Genomic DNA, 11,252 nt, shown 5'->3' with positions numbered 1-11,252 from the left:
GTGCCACCAGCACCAGGCCGGCACGTTGAAGCCGATGAAGTAGAAAGTCGCCGCGCAGGCCGCCGCGAGCACGGCGCCGAACACCAGCGCCGGGGCGCCGGGCTTGCCGTTCAGTCGCGACCACTCCCAGCCGGCCGCCGCGATCATCACCAGCGTCAGCAGCGCGAACCACGTCGGATTCGACGCGAACAGCGCCGGCAGCAGGATCGCCAACAACACCAGGGCCGTGATCACGCGCTGAATCAGCATCTCAAGCCTCCTGGGCGACGCCCGGAACGTTCACCCCGCCGAAGCGGCGGTCGCGTGCCCGGAACGCGGCAATCGCCTCGTCCAGTTGCGCTTCGCCGAACTCGGGCCACAGGCAGTCGGAGAACACGAACTCGGTGTACGCGGTCTGCCACAGCATGAAGTTGCTGATGCGCAGCTCGCCGCCGGTGCGGATGAAGAGGTCGGGGTCCGGCGCATAACTCATCGCCATGAACTCGGACAGCCGGGCTTCCGTCAGCTCGGCAGGCGGCACGCCCGCTTCCATCGCCTTGCGGCAGGCCTGGACGATGTCCCAGCGGCCGCCGTAGTTGAACGCGACGTTCAGCGTCAGCTTGGAATTGTGGGCGGTCGAGCCTTCGGCCTCGGCCCAGGCGGCGCGCAGCTTGTCGGAGACCGCCTCGCGGTCGCCGACGATGCGGATGCGCACGCCCATCGCGCCCATGCGGGCCAGGTAGCGCGACACCGCGGCCAGCACCAGGCCCATCAGGCCGGACACCTCGTCGCTGGGGCGTTTCCAGTTCTCGCTGGAGAAGGCGAAGACGGTGAGGTACTCGATCTCGCGATCGATGCAGGCCTGGACCACCCGCACCAGGGCGTCGACGCCCTGCTTGTGGCCGAAGAAACGCGGAAGGAAGCGTTTCTTCGCCCAACGACCGTTGCCATCCATGACGATGGCCACATGGCGGGGCACTCCCGCCTTGCTGTCGGCGCTCACGAGGATGCGACGATCAGACGGCCATGATCTCGGCTTCCTTGGCCGAGAGCAGCTTGTCGATGTCCGAGACGACGCGGTCGGTCAGCTTCTGGACTTCGTCCTGGCTGCGTCGCTCGTCGTCCTCGGTGATGACCTTGTCCTTGGCCATCTTCTTCGCCTGCTCGTTGGCGTCGCGGCGCAGGTTGCGCACCGCCACCTTGGCGTCTTCGGCAGCGCCCTTGGAGACCTTGACCAGGTCGCGGCGGCGCTCTTCCGACAGCGGCGGCATCGGCACGCGGATCAGGTCGCCCATGGACGACGGGTTCAGGCCCAGGTCCGATTCGCGGATGGCCTTCTCGATCTTCTGGCTCATGGTCTTCTCCCAGGGCTGCACGCTGACCGTGCGGGCGTCCAGCAGCGTGACGTTGGCCACCTGGGAAATCGGGACCATCGAGCCGTAGTAATCCACATGCACCTGGTCCAGCAGGCCCGGGTGGGCGCGACCGGTGCGGATCTTCTGCAGCTCGTTCTTGAACGCCTCGACGGACTTGGCCATCTTGGCTTCGACGTTCTTCTTGATGTCGGCGATGCTCATGTTCTTTTCCTCGATCAGGGGACGGCGCGGTGTCTAACGCGCCAGCCCGGTGAGACGTGCACAGTCAGACGTGCACCAGCGTGCCCTCGTCCTCACCCAACACGACGCGCTTCAGCGCGCCCGGCTTGAAGATCGAGAACACACGGATCGGCAGCTTCTGGTCGCGGCACAGCGCGAAGGCGGTCGCATCCAGCACCTGCAGATTCTTGCCGATGGCCTCGTCGAAGCTGATGCGCGAGTAGCGCGTGGCCGTCGGGTCCTTCTTGGGGTCGGCGGTGTAGACGCCGTCGACCTTGGTCGCCTTCAGCACGATCTCGGCGCCGATCTCGGCGCCGCGCAGCGCGGCGGCCGTGTCGGTCGTGAAGAAGGGGTTGCCGGTGCCGGCGGCGAAGACGACGACCTTGCCCTCTTCCAGGTACTGCAGCGCCTTGGGACGCACGTAGGGTTCGACGACCTGCTCGATCGCGATGGCCGACATGACACGCGCGGTCATGCCTTCCTGGCGCATCGTGTCGGCCAGCGCCAGCGAGTTCATCACCGTCGCCAGCATGCCCATGTAGTCGGCCGTCGCGCGGTCCATGCCGACCGCGCCGCCCGCCACGCCGCGGAAGATGTTGCCGCCGCCGATGACGACCGCGACCTCGACGCCGAGCTTCGTCACTTCCTGGATCTCTTGCACCATGCGCACGATGGTGGCGCGGTTGATGCCGTAGGAGTCGTCGCCCATCAGGGCTTCACCGGAAAGCTTGAGCAGGATGCGTTTGTGGGCGGGCATTGTTACCTCGTCAATACAGCCGATGGAGGGAGTGTCGTGCGTGCGCCTGCATGCGCAAGCGCACAAGTGTAAAGGGCGCCAGAGGCGCCCTTTTTGAGTCGCGACGCTTATTGCTGCTTGCTTGCAGCCGCCACCTGGGCGGCCACTTCGGCGGCGAAGTCGTCGACCTTCTTCTCGATGCCTTCGCCCACCACGTACAGGGTGAACGACTTCACCGTCGTGGCCTTGTCCTTCAGCATCTGGGCGACGGTCTGCTTGCCGTCGGCGGCCTTCACGAAGACCTGGTCCTGCAGCGAGACTTCCTTCAGGAACTTCTGCACCGAGCCTTCGACCATCTTGGCGACGATCTCGGCCGGCTTGCCGGACTCGGCGGCCTTCTCGGCGGCGATCTTGCGTTCCTTCTCGACCAGCTCGGCCGGGACTTCAGCGGACGACAGCGCGGCCGGCTTCATCGCGGCGACGTGCATGGCGACGTCCTTGGCGGCGACTTCGTCGCCGTCGAACTCGACCATCACGCCGATGCGGGTGCCGTGCAGGTACGAGGCCAGCTTGGCGCCTTCATAGCGCTTGAAGCGGCGGATCGTCATGTTCTCGCCGATCTTGCCGATCAGGCCGGCGCGCACGTCCTCGACCGTCGGGCCGAAACCTTCCTGCGACAGCGGCAGGGCGGACAGGGCGGCGATGTCGGCGGGGTTGCTGTCGACGATCAGGCCGGCCAGCGCGTTCACGAAGGCCAGGAAGGCGTCGTTCTTGGAGACGAAGTCGGTCTCGCAGTTGACTTCGATCAGCGCGCCGGCGTTGCCCTTCACGGCCGCGGCGACGACGCCTTCAGCGGTGACGCGCGAGGCCGCCTTGCCGGCCTTGCTGCCCAGCTTGACGCGCAGGATCTCTTCGGCGCGGGTCATGTCGCCGTCGGCTTCGGTCAGCGCCTTCTTGCACTCCATCATCGGGGAGTCGGTGCGGGCGCGCAGCTCGGCGACCATGCTTGCGGTAATTGCTGCCATTTCAATCTCCGTGTATCGCGGCCCGGAACGCTCCGGCGCCGCTGAAATCTGAATCTGCTTGGACTTTACTTGGACGAAGGGGGCTGAATCAGCCCCCTTGCCAGAACCCGTCGCGGGTCAGGGCCTGGATCAGGCGCCTTCGTTCACTTCGACGAATTCGTCGCCTTCAGCGGCGACGGCCGTGACGACTTCGTTCGACGAGTTGGCGCGGCCTTCCAGCACGGCGTCGGCCACAGCCTTGGCGTACAGGGCGACAGCCTTGGCCGAGTCGTCGTTGCCGGGGATGACGTAGTCGATGCCCACCGGCGAGTGGTTGGTGTCCACGACGCCGATGACCGGGATGCCCAGCTTCTTGGCTTCCAGGATGGCGATCTTGTGGTAGCCGACGTCGATGACGAACAGGGCGTCCGGCAGCGCGGCCATGTCCTGGATGCCGCCGATGTTCTTCTCGAGCTTGTTGATGTCGCGGGCGAACATCAGGGCTTCCTTCTTGATCGCGGGCTGGGTGCCGGCGTCGATCTGGGCCTGCATGTCCTTGAGGCGCTTCAGCGAGGTCTTGACCGTCTTGAAGTTGGTCAGCGTGCCGCCCAGCCAACGCTGGTTGACGCTCGGGACGCCGGCGCGCTCAGCTTCGGCGGCGACGATGTCGCGGGCCTGGCGCTTGGTGCCGACCATCAGGATCGTGCCGCGCTTGGCAGACAGCTGGCGCACGAACTTCAGGGCTTCCTCGAACGCGGGCAGCGTCTTCTCGAGGTTGATGATGTGGATCTTGTTGCGATGGCCGTAGATATACGGGGCCATCTTGGGATTCCAGAAGCGGGTTTGGTGACCGAAATGGACGCCGGCTTCCAGCATCTCACGCATCGTGACGGACATAAGTAACTCCGAAGGTTGGTTCTAGAATCCGGCACGAATTGCGACATCTGAAAGACGTGGCAACACCTCGATTAGCCGGACTCGCGAATTTGCGATGGGTGGACCAGCCACCCGCCGCGCTCTCCACCGGACTCCAGCCACAACGACTGGTTCATCCGGGAAAAACCCAACGAGTATAACCCGTTTTCGCATGTCGATCGACCTGACCGAGGCGCTCGCCTCGCTGCGCCTGGGCCGGCAATCGGCGCGCACCCTGCTGTCCGACAGCCTGGCCCGCGCCGACGACGCCGCGTGCCAGCACGTGTTCCTGCGCCGCTTCGACGAGTCCGCCCGCGCGGCCGCCGAAGCGTCGGATGCCGCGGCCGCACGGGGTGAGCCCCGTCCGGCGCTCGGCGGCCTGGCGGTGTCCGTCAAGGACCTGTTCGACGTCGCCGGACAGCCGACGACCGCAGCGTCCGCCGCGATGGACGACGCGCCGGCCGCCACGATCGATGCCCCCGCCGTCGCCCGGTTGCGCGCCGCTGGCGCCGCGCTGATCGGTCATACGAACCTCAGCGAGTTCGCCTTCTCCGGCGTCGGCATCAATCCGCATCACGGCACGCCCCGCAATCCGGTGACACGCGCCATCGACGGCCTGGAACGCATTCCCGGCGGATCGACCTCCGGCGGCGCGGTCAGCGTCGCGACCGGCGCCGCATGGGCGGCGCTGGGTTCGGACACCGGCGGCTCGCTGCGCATCCCGGCCGCGTTGCAGGGGCTGGTCGGCTTCAAGGGCACGGCACGACGGGTGCCGCTCGACGGTTGCGTGCCGCTGGCGCCCTCGCTGGACACCGCCGGCGCGATCACGCTCTCCGTGCGGGATGCCGCATTGCTGCACGCGGTGCTGAGCGGCGAAGCGGTCGAACCCGATGAGCGCCCGCTGCCGGCATGGCGCTTCGCGATCACGCCGACCTTCATGCAGGACGAGCTCGATCCCGCGGTGGCCGCCGCGTTCGAACGCGCGCTCGCCACGCTGCGCGCCGCCGGCGCCCGCATCGAGGAACGCGCGCTGCCCGCCCTGCCCCGTGTGGCGGAACTGCAAACGCAGGGCGGCATCACCGCCGCCGAGTCCTGGGCATGGCACCATGCGCGCCTCGCCGAGCGCGGCGACCGCTACGACCCGCGCGTCGCCGTGCGCATCCGCCGCGGCGAAGCCATCCTTCCCCCCGCCTACCAGGCCCTGCTCGATGCCCGCCGACGCTGGATCCACGACATGACGGCGGAGATGTCCGGCATCGACGCCTTCCTCAGCCCCACCGTTCCCCTCCAAGCCCCGGAGATCGCCCCCTTGCTGTCCAGCGACGACCTGTTTTTCGCCACCAACGCGCGCCTGCTGCGCAACACCGCCGTCGTGAACCTGCTCGACGGCTGCGCGATCTCGATCCCGTGCGAGCAGCCCGGCGAGCTGCCGGTCGGCCTGATGCTGTGGGCGCCCGCGATGCACGACCGCGCGGTGCTGAGCGCCGCGTCGCGCGTCGAAGCAGCGCTGGCGGCGCCGGCCGCGGGGATCCGCTGAGATGCGCGTCGCCATCATCGGAGCCGGCCTCGCCGGCGTGACCAGCGCGTACGAACTCGCACTGCAGGGCCACGAGGTCCACGTCTTCGAACGCGACACCAGCGTCGCCACCGGCGCGAGCTTTGCGCCGCCAGGACTGATCGCGCCAGGCCTGATGGCCGCGCGGCCGGACCTGCCGCTGGCGTGGCGCGGCAAGCCCGGCCAGCTCGGCTGGAAGTTCGCGCACTGGCGCGCCGGCCGGGCGCGCGGCGCGCAGGCGATGCCGGAAGCGCTGCATGCGCTGGCACAGCGCGGGCAGGCCGTGATGGCGGTATGGCGTCGCGAGCTGAAGATGGAGGTCGAGCGCGAAGCCGGCGTGCTGCTGCTGTGGCGCGCCGCCAAGGATTACAAGGCGGCCGCACCGCTGCTGGCCCGGCTGCAGGAGCGGCAGGTGCCGCATCGCGAGCTCGACGCCGACGGCTGCCGCGCGCAGGAACCCGGCCTCAACGCCGAGACCGCCCTGCACGGTGGGATCCTGCTGTCGCAGGACGAAGCCGCCAACGCGCGTCAGTTCAGCCAGGCGCTGAAGCTGGAAGCACAGCGGCTCGGCGTGCAATGGAACTTCAACACCGACGTGCTGCGCATCGAACCCGGCAACCAGCCGTCCGTGCATGTGGCCGCTGGCGAGCCGCTGCGCGTCGACGCGGTGCTCGTCTGCGCGGGCAAGGGCGCCGCGCCCTTGCTTGCCGCGCAAGGGCTGAAATTGCCATGGGGCACGATCCACACGCACACGCTGACCGCACCGCTGCGCATGCTGGAAGCGCATCCGGACCTCGGTCCGCGCGCCACCGTCATCGACATGAGCCTGGGCGTCAGCCTCACGCGACTCGGCCAGCGCGTGCGCGTCGGCGGTGCGAATGAACTGGGCGGCGCGTCGTCGCAGCCGGACGGCCAGTCGATGGGCACCTTGCACCAGGCCGCGCACGACTGGTTCCCGGGCGCGCTGCTCGCCGCCGGTCAGCAGCGCTGGAAGACCTCGCGCCTGATGCTGCCCGACGAACTGCCGCTGATCGGCGAATCCGGCCTGCCCGGCGTGTGGCTGAACATCGGCCATGGCGAGCACGGCTGGACCATGGCCGGCGCCGCCGCGCAACTGGTCGCAGCACGGCTCGCAAAGAAGGATCCCGGCATCGATGCCGCGTTGCTGGAGCCGGGACGGCTCCAGTGACCTGAGCGGACCGGGACGGGGATAGAGTCGGCGACATGCTGCCGGTGCTCCCCACATCCCACGATCAATCCCTGCATGACGCGCCGTCGAGCCGGCACATCGAGTCCGCGGCGCTGTCGCTGCATCCGCCGCACACGCTCATCGAGCGCGCCGGACTGGCGGTGGCGCGACTCGCGGTCGCGCTCAAGCCCTTCGGCCAGAACGCCGTGGTGGTCGCCGGCCCCGGCAACAACGGCGGCGACGGTCTCATCGCCGCCCGCCACCTGGCTGCTCGCGGATGGACCATCCACGTGCTCCTTGTCGGCCCCCAGCCCAAGGCAGGCAGCGACGCCGCACATGCACTCGGCGCCGCCCGGCGAGCCGGCCTGCACCTACATGCCGATGCGCAGCAGCTACCCCGACGGACCGACCTCGTCATCGACGCCCTCCTCGGCCTTGGCGCCAGCCGGGCGCCGGAAGGCGTGTTCGCTTCGGCCATCCAGACCGTCGACCTGCTGCGCGGTGCCGGCGCCACGGTACTGGCCGTCGACATCCCCAGCGGCCTCGACGTGCGCACCGGCCGAGCGCTGGGCGCCGACGTCGTCCGCGCCCATCACACCCTGACCTTCCTGACGCTGAAGACGGGGCTGTTCACCGGCGAAGGTCGAGCGCTCGCGGGACGCCTGTGGTTCGACGATCTCGGTGTGCCGGTTGACGACGAAGGCGTCGGGCTTCTCTTCGGCGCCAGCCGCATCGCGCACTGGCAAGACATCTTCGCGCGCTCGGCATCGAGCCACAAGGGACGCAACGGCGACGTCGTCGTTCTCGGCGGCGCACCGACGATGCGGGGTGCCGCATGGCTGGCCGCAACGTCCGCGCTGGCCGCCGGCGCGGGCCGCGTGTACGCGGCGCTGCCCGACGACGACGGTCAACCCTGGCCGGCCCGACCGGAGTTGATGCACTGGGATGCCGCGCGCTGGAGCGCTTCGCCGAACACCTGGCGGGACATCATCGCCGTGTGCGGATGCGGCGGCGGCACGGCGATCGCGTTGGCGCTGTCCACGGTGCTGCATGGCGCGACGCGTGTCGTGCTCGATGCCGACGCGCTGAACCTCGTCGCCGCCGATGAGTCGCTGCAGCAGGCGCTGCGTCGGCGCGCCGCGCACGGCTGGCCGACCATCCTCACGCCCCATCCGCTGGAAGCGGCGCGACTCCTCGGCTTGTCCTCCGCAGCGGACGTGCAGGCCGATCGCCTCGACGCCGCGTCGCAGTTGGCGACACGCTTCTCGGCAACGGTCGTACTCAAGGGATCGGGCAGCGTCGTGGCCACGCCGAAGCGGCGTCTGTCGATCAACAGCACCGGCTCATCGGCGCTCGCGACCGCGGGCACCGGTGATGTCCTGGCCGGTTGGATCGGCGGGCTCTGGGCGCAATCGCCCGGCATCGCGCCGCACGACCTCGCCTGCACCGCCGTGGCATGGCACGGCATAGCCGCCGAAGGGCATGCCGGCCCGCTGCTCGCCGCCGATCTGATCGACGCGATGGCAGCGCGGCATTCCCCTTCGGCCTGAGCCCCGTCTTCAGGCCCCGCGCTTGCGTCGCGTCGTCTTGGCCGCGGGCGCGCCGCTGCCCTTGGCGGCGACTGTCTTCGCCGCGCTGCGTGCCGTGCGCTTGGCCGCCTTGACCGGATGCGTCGCCGCGCCCTTGGTCGCGCGCTCCGATTTGCGGCGCTCGGCCTTGAGCACGCGGTCGGCCTGCTCGATGCGCTCGAGCGCATCGACCGCCGTCGGCGGATCGGGCTGCGGTTGCGGCATCGGCTCGATCGTCGCAGCCGGAGCCGAGGCGGCCTCGCGACGCGCGCGGTGCTCGGCCCGCTTGTCCTGCTTCCTCGCGGGGCCCTTGCCGTCGCCGCCTCGTCGGTCACCGAACTTGTCGCGGTGGGCGCCGCGCAGCAGGCGCTGCTCTTCCCCATCGCGCACCAGGCGGAAGTCGATCTTGCGACCGTCCAGATCGACACGGCTCACCTGCACCTGCACCCGCGCGCCGGTGGCGTAACGGATGCCCGTGCGCTCGCCGCGAAGCTCCTGGCGGACCTCGTCGAAGCGGAAGTACTCGCCGCCCAGTTCGGTGATGTGGATCAGGCCCTCGACATACAGCGCGTCCAACTGCACGAACAGGCCGAAGCTCGTCACCGCGCTCACCGTGCCGGCGAATTCCTCGCCGAGGTGGTCGCGCATGAAGCGGCACTTCAGCCAGGCCTCGACGTCGCGCGAGGCCTCGTCGGCCCGGCGCTCGTTCGCGCTGCAGTGCGCGCCGACGACTTCCCAGCGCTCGGATTCGGTCGACGCGGAGGCCGGACTCGGCGCCTTCGAGGCCGGCTTGCCCGGCCGCTTGGGCATCGGGTTCGCGGCGGTCATCTTGTGCGCGTCGAGCGCGTACTTCTTCGTCGCGAGCAGCGCCTTGATCACGCGGTGCACCAGCAGGTCCGGATAACGCCGGATCGGACTGGTGAAGTGCGTGTAAGCCTGATACGCGAGGCCGAAGTGACCCGCGTTGGCCGGCGTGTAGATCGCCTGCTGCATCGAACGCAGCAGCATCGTGTGGATCTGCTGCGCGTCGGGCCGGTCCTTGGTCGCCTGAGCGATCGCCTGGAACTCGCCCGGCGACGGGTCGTCGCTGATGCCCATGCCGATGCCCAGCGCGCGCAGGTAGGCCTGCAGCGTGCCGCGCTTCTCGGGCGTCGGACCTTCGTGGACGCGGTACAGCGAGGCATGCTTGCCGCCCGCGATGAAGTCCGCCGCACAGACGTTGGCGGCGAGCATCGCCTCCTCGATCAGGCGGTGCGCCTCGTTGCGGGTGCGCGGCACGATCTTCTCGATGCGGCCGTTGTCGTCGCAGACGATCTGGGTCTCGGTGGTCTCGAAGTCGATCGCACCGCGTTTGGCGCGTTGCGACAGCAGCGCGCGGTAGACCTCGTGCAGGTGCAGCAGGTGCGGCACCAGCGTCTTGCGCTTGTGCGCCTCGGGACCATGCGTGTTGCCGAGGATCGCCGCCACTTCGGTGTAGGTGAAGCGCGCATGCGAGTTGATGACCGCCGGATAGAACTGGTAGGCGTGCAACTCGCCGGCCTCGCTGACCAGCATGTCGCAGACCATGGACAGGCGGTCCTGCTCCGGGTTCAGCGAGCACAAGCCGTTCGACAGCTTCTCCGGCAGCATCGGGATGACGCGTCTGGGGAAGTAGACCGAGGTGGCGCGCTCGTAGGCGTCACGATCGAGCGCCTCGCCCGGCTTCACGTAGTGGCTGACGTCGGCGATCGCGACCAGCAGGCGCCAGCCCTGGAAGGCCGTCTTGCCTCGCCCCTGCTTGTGGGGCTCGCAGTAGACCGCGTCGTCGAAGTCGCGGGCATCCTCGCCGTCGATCGTCACCAGCGCCACGTCGCGCAGGTCGATGCGATTTTTCATGTCCACCGCACGAACCTTGTCGGGCAGCTTCGCGGCCTGCGACAGCGTGTCGGTGCTGAAGGCGTGCGGGACCTCGTACTTGCGCACGGCGATCTCGATCTCCATGCCGGGATCGTCGATCTCGCCCAGCACCTCGGTCACGCGACCGACCGGCTGCGAGTACAGCGACGGCGGTTCGGTGAGCTCGACGGCCACGATCTGCCCCGCGGTCGCGTTGGCGATCGCGTTCTTCGGGACCAGGATGTCCTGGCCGTAGCGCTTGTCTTCAGGGGCGACGAGCCAGATGCCGGACTCGAGCAGCAGCCGGCCGATGATCGGCTTCTTGCGGCGTTCGAGGATCTCGAGCACGCGGCCTTCGGGACGGTTGCGCTTGTCGTGGCGCACGATGCGCACCCGCAGGCGGTCGCCGTGCATGACGGCGTGCATCTCCTGCGAGGACAGATAAACGTCCGGTTGACCATCGTCGGGCATCAGGAAACCGTGCCCGTCGCGGTGACCTTGCACCGTGCCTTCGATCTCCCCCATCAGCTGCGCGTTGGGAGCGCCTTGGGGGCTTGCATTCTTGAAGTTTTTGATAGTAGAATCCTTGTCTTTCCTGAAACGCAGAAGCATTTCTGTGTTTCGAGAAACCGAGGCTCAAGAATACTTCAAGAAGTGACTTGAGCTGGGTTTCGCGAGAAGCAGGCTTCTGACCTTGCCCAGGTGGCGGAATTGGTAGACGCACTAGTTTCAGGTACTAGCGGGTAACTCCGTGGAGGTTCGAGTCCTCTCCTGGGCACCATCAAGGGAAGAATAGATTCAAGCAAAGCCAGCATGACCTGCTGGCTTTTTGCTTT

At 68.4% G+C, this 11,252-nt stretch carries 10 protein-coding genes and 1 tRNA gene; 4 read left to right on the top strand and 7 right to left on the bottom strand.

Annotated features, from left to right (window positions below; genetic code table 11):
* From VF536_RS07185 to rpsB, 6 genes are all read right to left on the bottom strand, one after another.
* Positions 1 to 249, bottom strand: a 249-nt coding sequence (locus VF536_RS07185) for an ABC transporter permease (protein WP_331614129.1), incomplete at its 3' end; no start/stop codon positions are given.
* 1 nt (position 250) lies between these two features.
* Positions 251 to 982, bottom strand: coding sequence for a polyprenyl diphosphate synthase (gene uppS / locus VF536_RS07180; RefSeq protein ID WP_255362421.1), 732 nt, complete (start codon positions 980 to 982; stop codon positions 251 to 253).
* 13 nt (positions 983 to 995) lie between these two features.
* Positions 996 to 1,556 carry a ribosome recycling factor gene (gene frr / locus VF536_RS07175; protein WP_331614128.1) on the bottom strand — a complete coding sequence of 187 codons (561 nt, stop codon included), beginning with the start codon at positions 1,554 to 1,556 and terminating at the stop codon, positions 996 to 998.
* Positions 1,557 to 1,620: 64 nt separating this feature from the next.
* Positions 1,621 to 2,331 carry a UMP kinase gene (gene pyrH, locus VF536_RS07170; protein ID WP_297525920.1) on the bottom strand — a complete coding sequence of 237 codons (711 nt, stop codon included), beginning with the start codon at positions 2,329 to 2,331 and terminating at the stop codon, positions 1,621 to 1,623.
* Positions 2,332 to 2,438: 107 nt separating this feature from the next.
* Positions 2,439 to 3,335, bottom strand: coding sequence for a translation elongation factor Ts (gene tsf / locus VF536_RS07165; RefSeq protein ID WP_331614127.1), 897 nt, complete (start codon positions 3,333 to 3,335; stop codon positions 2,439 to 2,441).
* A 129-nt stretch (positions 3,336 to 3,464) separates the two neighbouring features.
* Complete coding sequence (gene rpsB / locus VF536_RS07160) at positions 3,465 to 4,211, bottom strand: 30S ribosomal protein S2 (protein WP_331614126.1); 747 nt, start codon at positions 4,209 to 4,211, stop codon at positions 3,465 to 3,467.
* Between the two features lie 190 nt (positions 4,212 to 4,401).
* Between rpsB and VF536_RS07155 the strand changes: the two genes are divergently transcribed.
* From VF536_RS07155 to VF536_RS07145, 3 genes are read left to right on the top strand one after another with little or no spacing between them, the layout of a single operon-like run.
* The gene (locus VF536_RS07155; protein ID WP_331614125.1) at positions 4,402 to 5,766 is read left to right on the top strand and encodes an amidase; all 1,365 of its coding nucleotides are present in this window, start codon (positions 4,402 to 4,404) and stop codon (positions 5,764 to 5,766) included.
* Position 5,767: 1 nt separating this feature from the next.
* The gene (locus VF536_RS07150) at positions 5,768 to 6,973 is read left to right on the top strand and encodes an FAD-dependent oxidoreductase (protein WP_331614124.1); all 1,206 of its coding nucleotides are present in this window, start codon (positions 5,768 to 5,770) and stop codon (positions 6,971 to 6,973) included.
* 35 nt (positions 6,974 to 7,008) lie between these two features.
* Positions 7,009 to 8,523 (top strand): NAD(P)H-hydrate dehydratase, encoded by a 1,515-nt coding sequence (locus VF536_RS07145; protein ID WP_331614123.1) that lies wholly within the window; start codon positions 7,009 to 7,011, stop codon positions 8,521 to 8,523.
* Between the two features lie 9 nt (positions 8,524 to 8,532).
* Here VF536_RS07145 and rnr read toward each other — a convergent pair whose 3' ends face one another.
* Positions 8,533 to 10,941 (bottom strand): ribonuclease R, encoded by a 2,409-nt coding sequence (gene rnr, locus VF536_RS07140; protein WP_331614122.1) that lies wholly within the window; start codon positions 10,939 to 10,941, stop codon positions 8,533 to 8,535.
* 171 nt (positions 10,942 to 11,112) lie between these two features.
* Here rnr and VF536_RS07135 point away from each other — a divergent pair.
* Positions 11,113 to 11,197 (top strand) — tRNA-Leu (locus tag VF536_RS07135).
* The last annotated feature ends 55 nt before the right edge of the window (positions 11,198 to 11,252 follow it).

The organism is Roseateles sp., from assembly GCF_036486225.1.
In the GTDB taxonomy this organism is placed as follows: domain Bacteria; phylum Pseudomonadota; class Gammaproteobacteria; order Burkholderiales; family Burkholderiaceae_C; genus Roseateles.
This window is presented reverse-complemented; position numbering and strand designations above follow the sequence as displayed.

Bases quoted from the DNA above. Each gene is read 5' to 3' on its own strand.
- tsf (WP_331614127.1), bottom strand. From the start codon at position 3,335: ATGGCAGCAATTACCGCAAGCATGGTCGCCGAGCTGCGCGCCCGCACC.
- VF536_RS07145 (WP_331614123.1), top strand. From the start codon at position 7,009: ATGCTGCCGGTGCTCCCCACATCCCACGATCAATCCCTGCATGACGCG.
- pyrH (WP_297525920.1), bottom strand. From the start codon at position 2,331: ATGCCCGCCCACAAACGCATCCTGCTCAAGCTTTCCGGTGAAGCCCTG.
- frr (WP_331614128.1), bottom strand. From the start codon at position 1,556: ATGAGCATCGCCGACATCAAGAAGAACGTCGAAGCCAAGATGGCCAAG.
- VF536_RS07150 (WP_331614124.1), top strand. From the start codon at position 5,768: ATGCGCGTCGCCATCATCGGAGCCGGCCTCGCCGGCGTGACCAGCGCG.
- VF536_RS07155 (WP_331614125.1), top strand. From the start codon at position 4,402: ATGTCGATCGACCTGACCGAGGCGCTCGCCTCGCTGCGCCTGGGCCGG.
- rnr (WP_331614122.1), bottom strand. From the start codon at position 10,941: ATGGGGGAGATCGAAGGCACGGTGCAAGGTCACCGCGACGGGCACGGT.
- rpsB (WP_331614126.1), bottom strand. From the start codon at position 4,211: ATGTCCGTCACGATGCGTGAGATGCTGGAAGCCGGCGTCCATTTCGGT.